The 17444-nt window shown below is 42.5% G+C and carries 13 protein-coding genes and 1 other RNA gene; 9 read left to right on the forward strand and 5 right to left on the reverse strand.

Annotated features, from left to right (window positions below):
* Positions 1-105 precede the first annotated feature (105 nt).
* Entirely contained in the window at positions 106-948 is an 843-nt protein-coding gene (locus AC1PJP_RS12700; protein WP_479767062.1) for an undecaprenyl-diphosphate phosphatase, read from the forward strand.
* 122 nt (positions 949-1070) lie between these two features.
* On the opposite strand, the gene AC1PJP_RS12705 is transcribed toward AC1PJP_RS12700, so the two are convergent.
* Both AC1PJP_RS12705 and AC1PJP_RS12710 read right to left on the reverse strand, forming a co-directional pair.
* The gene (locus AC1PJP_RS12705; protein WP_479767063.1) at positions 1071-4667 is read right to left on the reverse strand and encodes an AAA family ATPase; all 3597 of its coding nucleotides are present in this window, start codon (positions 4665-4667) and stop codon (positions 1071-1073) included.
* Between the two features lie 9 nt (positions 4668-4676).
* Positions 4677-5945, reverse strand: coding sequence for an exonuclease SbcCD subunit D (locus tag AC1PJP_RS12710; RefSeq protein WP_479767064.1), 1269 nt, complete (start codon positions 5943-5945; stop codon positions 4677-4679).
* A 164-nt stretch (positions 5946-6109) separates the two neighbouring features.
* Here AC1PJP_RS12710 and AC1PJP_RS12715 point away from each other — a divergent pair, with 164 nt between their 5' ends.
* Complete coding sequence (locus AC1PJP_RS12715) at positions 6110-6583, forward strand: OsmC family protein (RefSeq protein ID WP_479767065.1); 474 nt, start codon at positions 6110-6112, stop codon at positions 6581-6583.
* A gap of 75 nt (positions 6584-6658) precedes the next feature.
* Here AC1PJP_RS12715 and AC1PJP_RS12720 read toward each other — a convergent pair whose 3' ends face one another.
* A complete protein-coding gene (locus tag AC1PJP_RS12720; protein WP_049837634.1) occupies positions 6659-7036 on the reverse strand; it encodes a VOC family protein in 378 nt (125 codons plus the stop codon).
* A gap of 380 nt (positions 7037-7416) precedes the next feature.
* Here AC1PJP_RS12720 and AC1PJP_RS12725 point away from each other — a divergent pair, with 380 nt between their 5' ends.
* Both AC1PJP_RS12725 and AC1PJP_RS12730 read left to right on the forward strand, forming a co-directional pair.
* A complete protein-coding gene (locus AC1PJP_RS12725) occupies positions 7417-7869 on the forward strand; it encodes an ABZJ_00895 family protein (RefSeq protein WP_282495540.1) in 453 nt (150 codons plus the stop codon).
* Positions 7870-7952: 83 nt separating this feature from the next.
* Entirely contained in the window at positions 7953-8858 is a 906-nt protein-coding gene (locus AC1PJP_RS12730) for a TIGR01777 family oxidoreductase (RefSeq protein ID WP_282495541.1), read from the forward strand.
* Here the strand turns inward: AC1PJP_RS12730 and AC1PJP_RS12735 are convergent.
* Entirely contained in the window at positions 8850-9965 is a 1116-nt protein-coding gene (locus AC1PJP_RS12735; protein ID WP_282495542.1) for an NAD(P)/FAD-dependent oxidoreductase, read from the reverse strand. The two genes, AC1PJP_RS12730 and AC1PJP_RS12735, sit on opposite strands and share 9 nt — an antisense overlap.
* Positions 9966-9990: 25 nt before the next feature.
* Complete coding sequence (gene hemB, locus AC1PJP_RS12740; RefSeq protein ID WP_004748084.1) at positions 9991-11004, reverse strand: porphobilinogen synthase; 1014 nt, start codon at positions 11002-11004, stop codon at positions 9991-9993.
* A gap of 142 nt (positions 11005-11146) precedes the next feature.
* Between hemB and AC1PJP_RS12745 the strand changes: the two genes are divergently transcribed.
* From AC1PJP_RS12745 to ssrA, 5 genes are all read left to right on the forward strand, one after another.
* A complete protein-coding gene (locus AC1PJP_RS12745) occupies positions 11147-11644 on the forward strand; it encodes a thioesterase family protein (RefSeq protein ID WP_282495543.1) in 498 nt (165 codons plus the stop codon).
* Positions 11645-11912: 268 nt separating this feature from the next.
* Positions 11913-13064: an EmrA/EmrK family multidrug efflux transporter periplasmic adaptor subunit gene (locus AC1PJP_RS12750; protein WP_282495544.1), complete on the forward strand. Its 1152-nt coding sequence runs from the start codon at positions 11913-11915 to the stop codon at positions 13062-13064.
* A 6-nt stretch (positions 13065-13070) separates the two neighbouring features.
* Positions 13071-14597, forward strand: coding sequence for a DHA2 family efflux MFS transporter permease subunit (locus tag AC1PJP_RS12755; RefSeq protein WP_013198748.1), 1527 nt, complete (start codon positions 13071-13073; stop codon positions 14595-14597).
* A gap of 305 nt (positions 14598-14902) precedes the next feature.
* A complete protein-coding gene (gene ggt, locus AC1PJP_RS12760; protein WP_479767066.1) occupies positions 14903-16888 on the forward strand; it encodes a gamma-glutamyltransferase in 1986 nt (661 codons plus the stop codon).
* Between the two features lie 160 nt (positions 16889-17048).
* Positions 17049-17407, forward strand: a transfer-messenger RNA (tmRNA) gene (ssrA, locus tag AC1PJP_RS12765).
* The last annotated feature ends 37 nt before the right edge of the window (positions 17408-17444 follow it).

The following is a 17444-nucleotide window of genomic DNA, read 5'->3' on the forward strand; positions in this document are numbered from 1 at the left end:
TTTACAATTTAGATAACCGTTTTGTCAGGTAACTGTAATTTGTTAATTTAAATTTAATTTTCCTAGCTTATAACCCAGATATTTTAATATTTGAGTGTGTAATGTATGGATTTATTGCATGTTTTCATTCTGGCAATCATTCAGGGATTCGCTGAATTATTGCCAGTTTCTAGTTCCGCACACGTTATTTTAGCTGAAAAGTTAATGGGGTATGATCCATCTGCACCTGATATGACCTTCTTACTTGTGATGTTACATACAGGTACGATGTTTGCAGTGATTGTCTACTTTTGGAAATCTTGGCGTAAAACCTATTTTTCTTCTTGGGAAAGTTTTAAAAAACAAGCCTTCTATATTATTTTGGCAACGCTTATTACAGGCGTACTCGGTTTAGCGCTTCAATCTCTGATTAAACATGTGTTCTTCGGCGGCGCGAGCACCTTCGAAATTGAGCATTTGTTTAGTAACTCAAAACTCATGGCAGCTGCGCTGATTTCGGCAGGTGTTGTGATTATTTTATCTTCACGTTTAGATCGCGGACAACAAGGTGAAATTAGTTTGCGTAGTGCTTCTATTATTGGGGCGGTGCAGGCTTTATGTTTACCTTTCCGTGGCTTTTCACGTTCTGGTGCAACCATCTCTACAGGGCTATTTTTAGGGGTATCACGTCAAAAGGCTGAAGAGTTCAGTTTTGCGTTGGCTGTGGTACTAACACCAGCAGTAATTTTAAAAGAGTTATATCGTTTAATTCACGCTCAAGGCTTACAAACCGTAGCTCATGGACAAATGTTCCATTCGATGGTTCCAAGCCTATTGGGCATGTGCTTTAGCTTCGGTGCTGGTCTTTTGGCGCTAAAATGGTTGTCTTCATGGTTAGAACATGGACGCTGGCATTTGTTCGGTATGTACTGTATCGGTTTTGCAGTTGTCGTACTCTGCGTGAATTAATTTTTTGATGTTTTAAAAATAAAAAATTAGTACAAGACCATACAAGAAATAAAGGGGCGTAAATAATACGCCCCTTTATTCTATAAGATTCAATCAAGTCTAAGATATGAAATCCTAATAAATTAGCCTACGACTTCAATTGTACTTGCGCCAGCACCAAGTGGTTTCACCTGAATTTGAACAGGAATACGCTCATGCATTTCTTGAATGTGTGAAATGAGAATGACCTGACGTCCCTGATTTTGCAATTGATCTAAAGCATTCATGACCATGTGCAAAGAAGAAGCATCCAAAGTACCAAACCCTTCATCAATAAATAGAGATTCAATTTTCATTGAACCAGAGGCCATATTGGCAATGGCTAAAGACAAGGCAAGGGCAGTTAAGAATGACTCACCACCAGATAAAGATGCGACAGAGCGGGTTTCTCCATCCATATCATGGTCAATAATCGCAAGGCTTAACGATTGCTCTAGACGTTTTAACGTGTAACGTTGAGAAAGCATCGCCAGTTGCTGGTTAGCATGTTCAACTAAAATATCTAGGTGATATTGCTGGGCATAGTCACGGAACTCTTTACCTTTAGCATCGCCAATCAGACCTGAAATTTTGCTCCACCGATGTTCTTCTTGCTGAATGTTTTGAATTTGCTCAGCGTATTGTTGCTGCTTCGCAAGATTTTGCTGATGCACTTCGAGTTTAAGCTTAAGTCGATCACGTACTTCAAGTTGTGCTTTAAGCTCTGCAATATTGTCTTGAATGAGGCTAACAAGCTTTTCATGTTCAATATCTGGCTGAGTTTGTAAATGCTCACTTAATTGCTCTTGCATGGTCTTAAGGGCAGAAGAAGCTTCACTTAATAGACGCTCGGCATGATTAAGACGGTTACGAATGTCTTGCTCTTGGGCGGAATTAATCTGCATAAGCGCCGTAAGAGCAGATGCTTGAAAATCAGCATGGGCCTTTAACCAGTTTTGAATTTGTTCATCAATCTGCTGCTGATGTTGTGCAGTGTGTTGATGCTGATGCTTGAGTTGGTCGAGCGCCTGTTTTTGCTGTTCAAAGTGCTGTCTGGTTTGTTCGAAACGCTGTTTAGCTTCGTGATATGCCGTTTGTTGCTGCTGACGTTTGGCATCGTGCTCAATTAACCATTCGTGCGGTTTAATGTCAGCGCGACCAGTCATTTGTTGAATGAGCGACACCGCTTTTTCATTATTCTGTTGGCCTTTAAGCGTAATGTCTTTGAGATTTTGATCGACCTCATCAATTTGCTTTGTTATTTGTTCAAGATTGGCAACTAACATTTTAAGGTCTTGTTGCTGTTGTTCAAAACGTTGTGAAAGTTGTTCTTGTTGTTCAAGTTGCTTGGCGCGTGCATCAAGAATAGTCCAAGTTTGTTTAGCCGTTTGGCTACTCGACTGCTGCCACGCGTGCTGTTCGGTTTCAGATAGACACTCAACAATATGTTGAACTTGTTGTTGCCATTGCTGTGCCGTGTTTAGAAGTGTCTCATTACGCTGAATAGATTGAACCAACTGATTATGTTGTTTTAACGCTTGAGTTAAACGCAAGTTTTCTGAATCAAATGAACTTATCGCAGTTTGTGCGGCTTGTCTGAGTTCGTTGAGCGTTTGCAAGATTTGTTCAGGAGCTTGATTAAGCTCAATATGTAATTGATTGAGCTTAAATGTTTGCTCAAGCTCTTGCTGCAAGCTTGATTGTTTTGTTTGAAGTTGAGTTAAGTATTTCTGAACTTGCTCAAGCTCGGCACGACACTGGGTAAGCGCATGCAGTTGGGTTTGCCATGCGTTAAATTTAGTTTGCTCTAGCGCTACTGCCTGTTGCTCTTGTTGTTGCTGCAAGTCGAATAAAGCTTTAGAGACTGCACTGTCATCAACACGGTAAGGGTGATGTGTGCTTCCACACACTAAGCAAGCTTCGCCGTCTTTAAGATTGGCCCGTAACTGCTCAATATTTTCGGTGTGTAATAAACGCTGCTGTTGCAAAATGTGCTGTAAATTTTCACGTTCAGTTTTTGCTGTTTGGTAGTCTTGTTCAGCTAACTGGCAGACGGTTTTAAGCTCCTGCTCTTGGGCTGAGGCCTGAGTTTGTTTTTCAGTGAATTGCTGAAGCTCAGCATATAACTCATGATAGGTTTTTATTTTTTGCTGAATCAGATCTAACTGAGTGATTTGAGCAAGTTTCTGATCTTTGTCTTTACGCTGTTGTTCAAGTTTTAACTCAATCTGTTCAACTGTGCCTAGTGAAGTTACGAGTTGTTCGAGTTCACTTTTAGCTTCCGCTAGCTTTTGGCGGGCAAGGGTAGGGTTACCGAGCTGTTGTTCAATCGCTTGGTAATTTTGAATAAATTGTCCGAGCTGATGCAGATGCGCTGAGAGGCCTTTGTCCAACACAGCATATTGCTGAGTCTGAGTAAGCTGCTGTTGTAGATGAATTTGGTTCTGCTCAAGCTGCGCAATGTGCTGTTGCACAGTGTTTTGCTGTTGTTGCAGTGGACTCTGTTTCTGCTCAAGTACGTTTCTTTTTTCTTTGCACTTTTTATATTCATCGGCAATAAAGGCGCGTTCTTGAATGGACTGTCGAACTTGATTTAAAGCTTGTTGATGCTGCTGCTCAAAATCGAGCGTCTGTTTGAGCTGTTGTTCTGCAAGTTGATATTGTTTTTGTCCCGTTTCAAAAATTTGCACCAACTCATTAAACTTGGTTTGAGCTTGCTGAATTTGCGGCTCAAGTTGTTGTAGCGTTTGTAAATTTTGAGCTTGCTGAAAAACCTGTTGGCGTATTTCAGAGAAAACTTCGAGCCGTTTTAATTGCTCACGCTCACCAGCCAATTGTTGATGGTGATTTTGCTGGGTTTGAAACTGTTGTTGTTTAGCTTGAACTTCTTGCTCAAGCTTTGCTTTACGCTCAAACCATTGTTGCTGTTTATCTAAGACATTTTTTTGTTGTTCTAACTGGTGATGGTTTTGCTCGGCTTGCTGATATTGTTCGGTAAATGCAGCAATCTCTTCATCAGACAAAATTTCGATATGGCCTAAGAACTCTTCAAGCTGTTTACGCTGCTTTGCAATATCGGCTGTTTTACGAAAAGCCAGCTCACCAATTTTGGCGAAAATACTGGAGTTGGTCAGGTACTCTAGTAATTCACCGCGTTCGCTGTCTCGTGCTTTTAAAAATGCGGTTACTTCTGACTGTGCAAGTAATACAGCACGCGTAAACTGTTCAAATGAAAGCTGGGTAATTTGTTTAACTTTTTCATCAACCGCTTTGGCTTTGTCGGCAAGCACCACACCATCGGTTAGGCATTTTAAAAGGCGTTGTACGCTTTGTAATTTACCATTTGGGTTCTCACGCGCACGTTTAATTTCCCAACGTGCCAAATAGCGTTTTTGATCTTGTGCGATAAAGCAAAGTTCAGCAAAACCATGCCCTGTACCACGGCGTAATACAGTCAAAGGTGAGTTAGTGAGTAACTCTGAACCATCAACATCTTTTAATTTGCCGTCGCTGTCTTTAAGGCGAGGAACCCGATTAAACAAAGCCAGACACATGGCATCTAAAATGGTCGACTTACCTGCACCCGTTTTCCCCACAATCGCAATGAGACCCGCATGGGCCAGAGGTGCGCTTTCAAAATCAATAAAGTGTTCATCAGAAAGAGATGCCAGATTTTTTATTCGAATGGATAAAATTTTCATGACATATCCTTAAGGGGTTGCATCATTTTCAAGATGTTTTTGTGCTTCTTGTACCAGACTCAGAAAATCTTTTAAGACAGCATCATCGGCGCTGTAACCTTGTTTTTCCCAAATATTTTGAAAGAGTTTTTCTGGTGTTGGTGGTTCAAGAGCGATTTGCTGAGTAGTATTTGAATCGGTAGCATCTTTATTCACATATTGACGTGAAATACGCACTAAACGGTAGCGGTCAGGCGGTAGAGCCGCTTCAAACTGCTGACGTAAATTAGGTTGTGGCGGCGTTAAACTATAATATTCAATATCGATATATTCACGGTGGTCAATATTCTCAATCACGCCGTTTGGCAATGCTTTGAGTTGTTGCAAGACCTCATTTAATTCACCACGAATACGGTGGAATTGTATGCAACGTGGAATTTCTACAGCTTCAAATTGCAAACGGTTGTCTGTCTCTTGAGCTGGGTCAATTTTGACCTCTACCACTTGATGTTTGTAGTTAATTTCACTAAAGGAAAGAGGAATTGGTGAGCCACTATAACGAATGTGCGGCTGACCTACTTTTTGTGGTTTATGTAAGTGCCCTAAAGCCACGTAGTCGACTGCATCTTCAAACAAAGTCGTTGAAAGAGCTTCTTCATTACCAATAATGATTGGACGTTCAGAGTCGGATGTTTCCCCACCTTGCATGTGGGCATGTGACATCAAAATAAGCGCTTGGTCTGGTGTTTTACGACGTTTGGCTTCAGCAATGAGTTGTTGGTGCAAATAGGCAATCGCATTTTTGCTGTTGGTGGTATGTTCATTAAAGCCCGTAATTTCCGCTGAACGTAAAAAAGGCAAGGCAAGGCACCACGCCACAATATCTTGATTTTGATTATAAATAGGTAAAAGTAGTCGATCGAGATCTAGAGTTTTGTCTTCATTCCAGCGAACCACGCCCACGGTTTTTGCGTTGTATTTTTCTAATAGTGGTTCGACCTGTTCAATACGGTAGCCTGAGTCGTGGTTACCTGCAATCATGAGCGTTTGCATGTGCGGTGCAATACGGTGTGCATCTGCTAAAAATTGGTAGAGTTGTTTTTGTGCTTGAGAGCCCGGATTAATCACATCAAAAATATCGCCGGCAATGAGCAGGGCATGCGGTTGTTTTTCTTGAATTTGAGTGAGTAACCAGCTTAAAAATTGTTGGTGTTCGTAGTGTCGTGAATGATTATAAAAAAACTGCCCCAAATGCCAGTCAGAAGTATGTAGAAAATGTACGGACATAGAAACAGACATCAAGCCAAAATAAACACAGATACGTTAGCATAAATTGGCAGGAGATTTTATCAAGACATTTTAAAGTGCTCGTTATTTAAGCCTAAGTTGAAACTTAAATTAAATTTTTCACTTTAAACTTTGCTTTGTTACTATCGACTTAAACCATGAACTTTGAGAATAAAATGACCATTCACGAATACGAAGTAAAAATACAGTGGGAAGGCAATACGGGTACTGGTACGTCATCTTATCGTTCATATAAACGAGATTTTAGTATTCAACATCCTCAGAAAACCACGATTCAAGGTTCATCAGACCCTGCCTATTTAGGCGATGTGACTAGATGGAACCCTGAGGATTTGTTGGTCGCATCAGCTTCAGCTTGTCATAAGCTTTGGTATTTGCACCTATGTGCAGTCAATCATATTCATGTGCTGAGTTATGTCGACCATGCACTTGGCTTTATGGAGGATGCAGATCCAGTTAAACGTGGTCACTTTACCCAAATTACTTTAAGACCAGAAGTTATTTTGGAAAAAGGTGCCGATCAAGAGCTTGCAGCAAAACTGCATGAAGAAGCGCATCATGAATGCATGATTGCCAATTCGATGAATTTCCCGATTACATGTGAAGCGAGTTTTAGCTTTGCTGAATAATCAATATGAAATAGCCACCGATAAAAAGGCGGTGGCTATACATTAAAAAATAAATAGAGTCTTTAAATAAGATCTTTAAGCTGCATTTTCATCAACTTGAAAGATACCAAAAACGTTGTGATCTAAATCGACAAAATAGCCATGCCAAGCGCGACCGGGAATAGCGAATTTATCCATCGCGACAATACCACCTTGTGCTAAAATTTTTGCAGCCACTTCATCGAAGTTTTCGACCTGAATCGAGCAGGTAAATGCATTGGTGCCATATTCCATTGGCGGCGTTTGTGCAGGGCGTTTTAATAGTCCACCCATAATTGAAGGCGTTTCTATACGATAATATTCAATCGGTAAGTTTTCATCGAGTTTAAATTGCCAGCCAAACACAGCTTGGTAAAACTGCGCATCGCGGGCAGGGTTTGAAGACTGGATTTCAAAATAGGCAATATTGTTCATATTATTTAAAACATATTTTTATGGTGCAAAAAGTATACGCATAGCCTTTATAGCCACGAAAGGACTATTGTGTATGTTGAGCGTAAAATAAATGAAAGTGCTAGAAAATAAAAACCGACGATTCGAGTGATGAGAGAATCGTCGGTCAAAAACTTCATCAAGGGTTTCGGCTGCTAACAAAACCTAATCCGAAGGAAGGAAAGAGTCGTAATGAAAGGTCACCGAAACAATTTTGCGGATGCCGTGCAAAGGAAGTATTCGGTTGCTGCGACCTTATTACCCTATATAACGTCAAGAGATTCGAATTGGTTGACAGAAAAATGAAAAAAAATCGAAAAAAATTTATAATTATTTTTTGAACCCATAAATTAGGCAAAAATATGACCAAATTACGTTCTTACTTTCTCTGGTTTTTTTGTTTATGCATCGTACTTACCTTAATTGTAGGTGTGGTTGCAGCACTATTACCAGCGAGTGTAGGCGGTATTTTAACAGCCGTTCCATATTTAGGCGCAATGATTTTTGTCTTATTTAAATTTTTAAAGAAAGAACGCCGTGCACCGACTGTACAAGAAAAAAAGAAATTTACTTTAGGTTTTACCCTGATTTTTTGGGGCTATAACTTATGTGGTGTTTTATTTGGTCTGTTTTTATTTGCTAGAAAAGACCCAGAGATTTTGCAGAACTTTATGCTTTACCTCAAACAACCTCAGTTCTTGAGCATTATGGTGATCATGCTTTTAATGTTAGCTATTCCACTTTATTTAATTACCTACTGGTTTTATGGTAAACAGGCACAGCGCATGGCTGACAAAATGTTGAATGTGCAATAGATCACTACAAAAACAGCTACGATTAAATATAAATGAGTTTTATATAATGGAATAAAACAGTTGTCCTCAGCTTAGGAGGAAATATGAATAAGAATGTATTAATCACGGGTGCTAGTGGTTTTATCGGAACGCACTTAATTAAGTTCCTACTACAAAAAAATTATAATGTGATTGCTGTAACACGGCAGGCTGGGAAGACATCTGACCATCCTGCCTTACAGTGGGTACAAAAGTTTGAAGATATTACGACCCGTCAAATTGACTATGTGGTGAATTTGGCTGGTGCAAATATTGGCGAGAAACGCTGGACCGAGTCACGTAAAAAACAACTCATCGAAAGCCGTGTCAATACGACCCGAAAATTGTATGCATGGCTCAAACAATCTGAAATTTTTCCTGAAGCAATTGTTTCTGGCTCGGCCATTGGCTACTACGGTATAGACGATCAAGAAAAGTGGGCAGAGGCGTGCACTGAACAAAGCTTACCACAGCCTGTTTTTATGTCTCGACTTTGCCAAGAATGGGAACAAGCAGCTTTAGCAGATGCTCAGCAAAATACTAAAATTATTCGCTTAGGCGTAGTGTTTGGGCAGGGCGGTGGCATTTTGCCTAAAATGTTATTTCCGATTCGACTCAATTTAGTGGGGCAAATTGGTCATGGGCGTCAGCCTGTGGTTTGGGTACATATTGAAGATGTGTTAAATGCCATCGAGTTTATATTTAAGCATCCTCAATCTACTCAAATTCATAATGTGGTGGCACCAGAAAACGTGACTCAAAAGGTATTTGTTGAACAAGCAGCAGAGGTTTTAAATAAGAAACCACTGTTGCCAGCACCAAGCACGGTTTTTCGCTGTTTGTTAGGGGAGCAATCGCAATTGATCTTAAATGGGCAATACGTCAAACCCGTAGCCTTACAAGCTGAAGGATTTGAGTTTGCTTATCCGCAATTAAAAATGGCTTTAGAGAATGTACTCGCGTCAGGCTAAGATTTTATTTTGCAAACGCTCTGGTGAATATGCTTTGGCATCAACTAAAGTCGGTTGACCTAGCATAAGTTGACGGAGTAATTGCGCAGAGCCTGCGCCCATACATAACCCATTTCTAAAGTGCCCAAAGTTTGCCCAGAGGTTGTCCATTTCAGGCATTTTGCCAATGTACGGAACGCCATTTGGTGAACTTGGTCTGAGGCCTGCCCAGCGCTGTACGATCGGGAAATCGGCCAGTCCAGGCACCATTTCTAAACATGCTTCTAAAATATTGTACTGGGTGGTTTCATCGGTAGAGGTGTCAAAACCTCGATGTGCCATGCTAGAGCCACACACAATATGACCGTCCATACGAGGAATCAAATACATCACTCGATTCATGCACATGGTCGGTAGCCAGTGAGCAGGGGTTTTAAATAACAGCATTTGACCTTGAACAGGTTCGACTGGAATTTCGAGTTGTAATTGTGAGTTCCAGTAATGGCTCCAAGCTCCCGAAGTTATTACAAAATGGTCTGCTGTATGTTTACGTCCATCTTCGGTTTGGAGCGCTTGTATCACATCGCCTTGTTGAATCAGTTTTTTAACAGGAGTGTGTTCAAAAAACTCAACATTTGGATGTTGCTTTAAATAGCTAATCAGGGACTGCAATACACGCGGATTACGAATATTAGACAGTTCGGGGAAATAAATCGCTTCTTGGAAGTGATCTGAAATATGTGGATTAACTTGTTCTAAGGCATCTCTTTGTAAATATTCACAGCGCTGCATCGGTTCTTGATGCTGCTCGGCGTAGGAAAGCCCGATGTCAAAATCTTCTTCATCAAAAATTAGCATGCCTGTGTCATGAATTTCAAAATCAATCCCTGTAACAGGGTAGAGCTTTTGGTTCCATGCTTGATAAGAGGCTTTACCAAATTGAGCAAGTTGGTTCACTGCATGCACATAGCGCCACGGGTACATCGGAGAGAGAATGCCTCCGCCAGCCCAAGAGGCTGCTTGTCCCGCTTGTTGTTGATCAAAAATACTGACGGTACAGCCTTGTTCAACCAACTCCAGCGCAGACATTAATCCACTTATGCCCGCGCCAATAATTGCAATATGCATGCAGTGTTATCCTTTCTCTGCGAACTTAGTTCATTTCCTTGAGTTTTTCAGCAGCGGTTTCTGCAAAGTAAGTCCAGATTCCGTCTGCACCAGCGCGGCGGCAGCACATGAGTGATTCTAAAATGACTGAGTCTGATAACCAGCCATTTTGAATTGCACCCGCTAACATTGCGTATTCGCCACTCACTTGATAAATGAATGTCGGAACACCAAAGGTATCTTTCACTTCACGTACCACATCCAGATATGGCATGCCCGGTTTTACAATCACCATGTCGGCGCCTTCTTGAATATCAAGCGCGATTTCATGTAACGCTTCGGCACGGTTGGCAAAGTCCATCTGGTAGTTATATTTATTACCACCTTTTAGGTTGGATGCAGAGCCAACGGCATCACGGAACGGACCATAGAAGCTAGATGCATATTTCGCAGAGTAGGCCATAATGTTGGTATAGATGTGACCATTGGCTTCTAAAGCCTGACGAATCGCGCCAATACGGCCATCCATCATGTCACTTGGTGCAATCACTTCGGCACCTGCTTCTGCGTGACTTAACGCTTGTTTAATCAAGCACTCTACAGTCTCGTCATTTAGCACATAGCCTGTTTCATCAATAATGCCGTCTTGACCATGAGTTGTGTATGGGTCGAGCGCACCATCAGTAATTAACACCATTTCTGGTAATTCTTTTTTAAGCAAACGGCAAGTGGTTTGTACTAAACCATCTTCACGCCATGCAGCTTCTGCAGTGAGGCTTTTATCTTCTTGCGGGGTAACTGGAAAAAGAGCCAGTTTTGATACGCCCAATTCCAGAAGTCTTTCAGCTTTTTTCAGTAACAAATCTGCCGACAAACGCTGAATGTTTGGCATACTTGGAATATCTTGGGTCTGATTTTGTCCCGGTAATACAAATACTGGATAAATCAAGTGATTGGTAGTGAGCTGTGTTTCGCTGACCATCGCACGCAACTGGTCATTTTTACGGATACGGCGCATGCGAGTGGCTGGAAATGCAGGACGATTGAACGTATAAGTCATAACAATCTCGATGTTCGGTATTACACTAGGATAGGTTGGCGGATATTCCATTACTGTCAACCGACTGCTGTATTGTAGCCCCATAATGCTGGATTTGTACAAAATTATGGGTGTTTATCATGCTTTTAAATTTAGGCAATGTATGAGTGATGAAAAGAAAAATTGGACTGGGAACATCCATTTAGGTGCTAAAACTGACCTAACTGTGGTTCTCAACCAATTATGTAAGGCGTTTAATAGCTCTCCTTTTTTTAAGCATAGTGGAATGATTATGCGTGTGGTGGACGGGCAGATTGAAGGCTATATCGAGATGCAACCTGACCTCATTGGTAATCTGGCATTTCAGATTTTGCATGGTGGAGTTGCTGCAACCTTGCTCGATAGCATTGGCGGTATTGTGGCAATGGAACACTTATATCGCCGTTCAACGCCGGAAACTTTAACCGAGACCATTAAGCAAGTATCGCGTTTGGCAACTGTCGACATGCGTGTCGATTATTTAGCGCCGGGGCGTGGTAAATACTTTATTGCACGTGCCGAAGTTCTGCGTTTAGGTCGCAAGGGCTGTACCATGCGCATGACCATGGTCAATGATGAAGGCAAAGCAATTGCTGCGGGTATTGCTTCATACGCCTATTAAATTGCTCATTTAAGTAGTTAAAAAGCGCCAAGTGCGCTTTTTTTAGTGTTTGAAAAGCGGGAATTTTCACAAAAACTTTGAGATAAACATTAATTTAATTAGAACGAACGCATTAGTTATAATTTTTTATTCTCATATCATGAGGTTTTAGCGTTAAAATTAGCTCCTTTGACAATGCGGTATGTCTTGTTTATAGAAAAATAAAAACTCTATAACAAGGTGTAGTGCGAGATTGATGGCAAAGCCAACCCATCTTTAGGAACATACCATGACTGATGCACAAAGCAATGTACAAGAAACAGTGCCAACAACATCTGCCTCGGATGACAACAATCAAAACAAGCGCAAAAAATTTCTTGGTTTTTTTGCGCTGATTTTATTGATCGCCGCTATTTTATATGCAATCTGGGCATTATTTTTAAATCATTCCGTGAGTACGGATAATGCCTATGTCGGTGCAGAAACGGCTCAAATCACTTCAATGGTAAGCGGGCAGGTCGCTCAGGTTGTGGTAAAAGATACCCAAACAGTACATCGTGGTGACGTGCTGGTTCGTATTGATGATCGTGATGCCAAAATTGCACTGGCTCAAGCCGAGGCAGAACTCGCCAAAGCAAAACGCCAATACAAACAAACTGCGGCAAACAGTAGCTCTTTAAACTCTCAAGTTGTGGTGCGTGCCGACGAAATTACCAGTGCCAAAGCACAAGTTGCTCAAGCACAGGCCGACTACGACAAAGCTGGGTTAGAACTCAACCGCCGTGCACAACTTGCCGCGTCTGGTGCAGTGTCTAAAGAAGAACTCACTAAGGCACAAAGTGCTGTTGAAACAGCCAAAGCAGGGCTAGAGCTTGCCAAAGCAGGTTTAGCGCAAGCATCTTCAAGCCGTAAAGCTGCCGAAAGCACTTTTGCAGCAAACGAAGCTTTAATTCAGGGTGTAAGCGAGACTTCAACACCCGATGTACAAGTTGCACAAGCACATGTTGAACAAGCTCAGCTTGATTTGGAACGTACCGTAATACGTGCACCAGTCGATGGTGTGGTGACGCGTCGCAATATTCAAGTCGGTCAACGTGTTGCACCGGGCACCAGCATGATGATGATTGTGCCGCTGAATGATTTATATGTAGATGCGAACTTTAAAGAAAGTCAGTTGAAAAAAGTCCGTCCGGGTCAAATCGTTACGCTTACTTCAGATTTATATGGCGACGACGTTGAATATCACGGCAAAGTGATGGGCTTCTCTGGTGGTACAGGCTCTGCCTTTGCCTTAATTCCGGCTCAAAATGCAACAGGTAACTGGATTAAAGTAGTTCAACGCTTACCAGTTCGTATTGCACTTGACCCGAAAGAACTTGCTGAACACCCACTGCGTGTTGGCTTGTCGATGGAAGCAAAAGTCGACTTATCTGCGAAGTAAACGCTTATGAAAACGCAAACACCTTTTGCCGAACTAAGCGGTGGCCGTTTATTACTGGCAGCGTTTGTTATTGCCTTGTCGAACTTTATGGTCGTGCTCGATACGACCATTGCCAACGTATCTGTACCGCACATTACCGGTAACCTTGCTGTTTCAAGTACACAAGGCACATGGGTTGTTACGTCGTATGCAGTTGCAGAAGCGATTTGTGTACCTTTAACGGGTTGGCTAGCAGGGCGATTTGGAACTGTTCGGGTTTTTATTTTTGGCCTGATTGGTTTTACCATTTTTTCGTTTTTGTGCGGTCTAGCAAACTCGTTAGGCATGCTGGTGTTTTTCCGTATTGGACAAGGTCTATGCGGTGGCCCGCTCATGCCACTCAGCCAAACTTTGCTGATGCGTATTTTCCCTCAAGAAAAGCATGCACAGGCGATGGGCCTATGGGCAATGACGACCGTCGTTGGGCCAATTTTAGGGCCAATTTTGGGTGGTCTGATTAGTGATAATCTGTCTTGGCACTGGATTTTCTTTATTAACATTCCGGTCGGCATTGTTTGTGTTTTAGCGGCAATTCGTTTGCTTAAACCAGCCGAAACAGAAACGATTTCTTTAAGAATCGATACCGTCGGTTTAGGTCTGTTAATTTTGTGGATTGGTGCACTACAGCTCATGCTCGATTTAGGGCATGAACGAGACTGGTTTAATAGCACCAGCATTGTGGTGTTAGGCTTAACTGCCGCCATTGGCTTTGTGGTGTTCCTCATATGGGAGCTGACCGATAAACACCCCGTCGTGGACGTCAAAGTCTTTAGGCATAGGGGCTTTGCAATTTCGGTACTGGCCTTATCGCTTGGCTTTGGCGCGTTCTTTGGCAGTATTGTACTGATTCCACAGTGGCTGCAAATGAACCTTTCCTACACTGCCACATGGGCCGGCTATTTAACCGCAACCATGGGCTTTGGTAGTTTGACCATGTCACCGATTGTGGCAAAGCTTTCGACCAAACATGACCCAAGAGCACTAGCGAGTTTCGGTTTAATTTTGCTGGGTGGTGTGACCTTAATGCGGGCATTCTGGACCACAGATGCCGACTTTATGGCACTGGCTTGGCCGCAAATCTTGCAAGGTTTTGCTGTACCATTCTTCTTTATTCCACTGTCGAATATTGCACTCGGTTCGGTACTCCAGCAAGAGATTGCATCTGCGGCGGGCTTAATGAACTTTTTAAGAACCATGGCAGGGGCGATTGGTGCGTCAATTGCAGTGACCGTGTGGGACGACCACGCCAAAGTTGCACGCAGTGAAATGGTGTCAAACCTAAATACTGCCGAAGTTCAAAATAACCTTGCACAAAATGGTTTTTCGGCTGACTCGACCTTAGGCATTATTTCAAACCTCGTTGATAAAGAAGCGATTACCATGTCGGCAAACCATGTATTTTTGCTGTTTGCAATGGTGTTTGTCTTTGCTGGGCTGGTCATTTGGCTGTGTCCGAAACCCAAAGGGGATGTTAGCGGAATGCCATCTCACTAAACACAAAAAAGCATCTCCTCGGAGGTGCTTTTTTTAGCTCTATTAAAAAATAGAGCGAGTCTATAAATGGTAGATTTTGCCTGTATTTCACTAAATAAAGCATGCCAGAATCGGGCGGATCAGATATAAAAGCGTGTAATATCAAGCAAGGAGGCTTAATACAGGGCACAGGATAAAACGCCCTTAAACATTCAATATTATAAAACCTTATTTTTATCAAAGATTAAAAAAACTTAATACCTGAAAACAAAGAAGCTTGCATGGCAATTGCATGGATAGGCAGGCGTATATATTGGAGTTATCACGTGAATAAAAGATATTCATTTTTGTTCAGTAGTTTATTAGCAGTCGGTTTATTACAAGGATGTGGAGATGACTCCTCGTCAGATCAGCCCAAGGATGATTCAAATACAACCCCGCCCAATTTAATTGTTGATAATGACCCGACCAGTTGTAGCAAACTGGCACAAGACGGTTCAAGTGTGGTGGTCGGTTCAAACCAAAATGGTGACCCAGCAGCGCCTGAGGGGGCATCGGGTTATAGACTCGGTAACACGGTCAAATACGCAGATAAATATATGGTGGTGGCAAATACGCCACTTGCGGTAAAAGCGGGTTGTGATGTTTTAAGAGCAGGCGGTAGCGCAGTCGATGCAGCCGTTGCGGTACAAGCGGTGTTGGGTTTAGTCGAGCCACAGTCGAGCACGATTGCGGGTAGTGGTTTTATGATGTATTACGACGCTAAAACCAAAAAAGTCACTGCCTACGATGGCCGTGAAACCGCACCAGCCGCAGCTAACGAGTATTATTTAATTCGCCAAGATATATATGACCCAAATTCACCAGCACCTGTACCAAGTGCCCGCCGTAGTGGTCGCTCGATTGGTGTGCCAGGTGTGATGCGTTTGCTTGAACAAGCTCAACAAGAGCATGGCAAACTCAAGTGGAACCAGCTTTTTGGTGAAGCGATTGGTTTGGCTGACAACGGTTTCCGTATTCCGGGCCGCTTGGCAGATGCAATTGCAAGCAATGCAAACAGCTTAGCGCTCGATGCAAATGCAATGGCAACCTATTTCTACCCAGATGGTTCACCTCGTAAAGTGGGCGAGACCATGACCAATAAAGCCTATGCAAAAACCCTAGAAGCACTTGCCACGCAAGGCGCAAATGCGTTGCACACGGGTCCTATTGCTCAAGCGATTGTGGCAAAAGCAGGCCAAACACTAGGGGATGACCCAGCAAAAACTCCAATTACTCCAAGCTTGATGACCTTGCAGGATTTATCGAACTATCAGGTTAAAAAACGCGACCCGATTTGTACGACGTATCGTGACCGTTATTATGTGTGTACCATGCCGCCTCCATCTTCGGGAGGGATTGCAGTTGCACAGACGTTGGGTATTTTAGAAAACTTTGATATGTCGCTTTATCCACCTAAAAACCCTGAAAATGAAGGCGGTGTGCCAGATGTGATGGGCGTGCATTTAGTGTCTGAGGCAGAACGTTTGGCCTATGCTGACCGTGATAAATATGTGGCAGACACTGACTTTGTTGCTTTACCAGCGCAGGGTATTGCAAGCTTTATTGATAAAAATTACTTGAAGCAACGTGCAGCACTGATTAACCCGAACCAAAGTATGGGCGTTGCGCCAGCAGGTAATTTCAACCCAGCTTCGGGTGTCGACACGACTGTTGAACACGGAACAACTCAGTTCACGATTGTAGATGCCTATGGCAATGTGGTTTCAATGACATCGACTGTTGAATCGAGCATGGGTTCATTCCACATGGTGGATGGTTTCTTGCTTTCGAACCAGTTAACTGACTTTAGTGCCAACCCGCTAGACAGCACGGGAGCACTGGTTGCTAACCGTGTGGAAGGTGGCAAACGCCCACGTAGTACCATGGCGCCAACTTTAGTGTTTAAAGGCACTACGCCAGATGAGTTTTATATGGCAACAGGTTCACCAGGTGGCGGTACGATCATTCAATATGTGGTTAAAACTTTGGTGGGTGCATTGGACTGGAACTTAAACGCTCAGCAGGCCACTTCGCTTGTTAACTTTGGTGCGACCAATAGCAAAAACACCAATGTGGATAGCTCGAATGTGCAGCTTTCTCTGCTTGATTTGATTGAAGGCTTAAAAGCAAAAGGGCATGGCGTTGCCAACACTGCGCAAACTAGTGGTATTTCAACGATTATGAAAGTAAATATTAATAATCAAAGTAAATACGCAGGTGGGGTAGACCCACGTCGTGAAGGTATTGTGTTAGGCAATGGTGCTTTATAGAGCAAACTTTAAAAAAAGCTGTCATTTTTGGCAGCTTTTTTATGTGGCCCTTGAAAAAAACAAAAGACACTCAATTATGTAAATATGTTCATCAGTAGCAGACTGTTGATAAAATGCACAGTATTTTATTTTAGTTATGCTATGATGTTCAGACATTCATGGGGATGTTATTGGCTTCGACGCTGGTGATGAAACTCATAGATGCATGCCGAGAGCGCATTTTCTCTCGTAAATCAAATTTGCATATTTTAGTCGCAAACGACGAAACTTACGCTCTAGCTGCCTAAGGGCAGTTTGTCCGCTTCCTAGAATACTTGTGGTTTAGGAACCCGACCGTAGCGCACGCACACAAGTCCGTATAGAGTCAAGCCTCGGGGCTTTATACCAAACTTAGAGGATCGCAACTTGTACCCTGTTCGTCGGGTCACTTGGTGTTAAAACAATAGACGATATCTAAGCATGTAGTATTCTCGAGCGTAATGCTGGCGGACGCGGGTTCAACTCCCGCCATCTCCACCAAATACTAAGATCAAAGTTAATCATATATGATTAGAGT

It is taken from the genome of Acinetobacter sp. V116_7, assembly GCF_056735735.1.

Excerpts from the sequence above, each read along its gene's own strand:
- AC1PJP_RS12705 (WP_479767063.1), bottom strand. The coding sequence starts at position 4,667 with ATGAAAATTTTATCCATTCGAATAAAAAATCTGGCATCTCTTTCTGAT.
- AC1PJP_RS12720 (WP_049837634.1), bottom strand. The coding sequence starts at position 7,036 with ATGAACAATATTGCCTATTTTGAAATCCAGTCTTCAAACCCTGCCCGC.
- AC1PJP_RS12710 (WP_479767064.1), bottom strand. The coding sequence starts at position 5,945 with ATGTCTGTTTCTATGTCCGTACATTTTCTACATACTTCTGACTGGCAT.
- AC1PJP_RS12715 (WP_479767065.1), top strand. The coding sequence starts at position 6,110 with ATGACCATTCACGAATACGAAGTAAAAATACAGTGGGAAGGCAATACG.
- AC1PJP_RS12700 (WP_479767062.1), top strand. The coding sequence starts at position 106 with ATGGATTTATTGCATGTTTTCATTCTGGCAATCATTCAGGGATTCGCT.
- AC1PJP_RS12755 (WP_013198748.1), top strand. The coding sequence starts at position 13,071 with ATGAAAACGCAAACACCTTTTGCCGAACTAAGCGGTGGCCGTTTATTA.
- AC1PJP_RS12725 (WP_282495540.1), top strand. The coding sequence starts at position 7,417 with ATGACCAAATTACGTTCTTACTTTCTCTGGTTTTTTTGTTTATGCATC.
- hemB (WP_004748084.1), bottom strand. The coding sequence starts at position 11,004 with ATGACTTATACGTTCAATCGTCCTGCATTTCCAGCCACTCGCATGCGC.
- AC1PJP_RS12730 (WP_282495541.1), top strand. The coding sequence starts at position 7,953 with ATGAATAAGAATGTATTAATCACGGGTGCTAGTGGTTTTATCGGAACG.
- AC1PJP_RS12745 (WP_282495543.1), top strand. The coding sequence starts at position 11,147 with ATGAGTGATGAAAAGAAAAATTGGACTGGGAACATCCATTTAGGTGCT.
- AC1PJP_RS12735 (WP_282495542.1), bottom strand. The coding sequence starts at position 9,965 with ATGCATATTGCAATTATTGGCGCGGGCATAAGTGGATTAATGTCTGCG.
- AC1PJP_RS12750 (WP_282495544.1), top strand. The coding sequence starts at position 11,913 with ATGACTGATGCACAAAGCAATGTACAAGAAACAGTGCCAACAACATCT.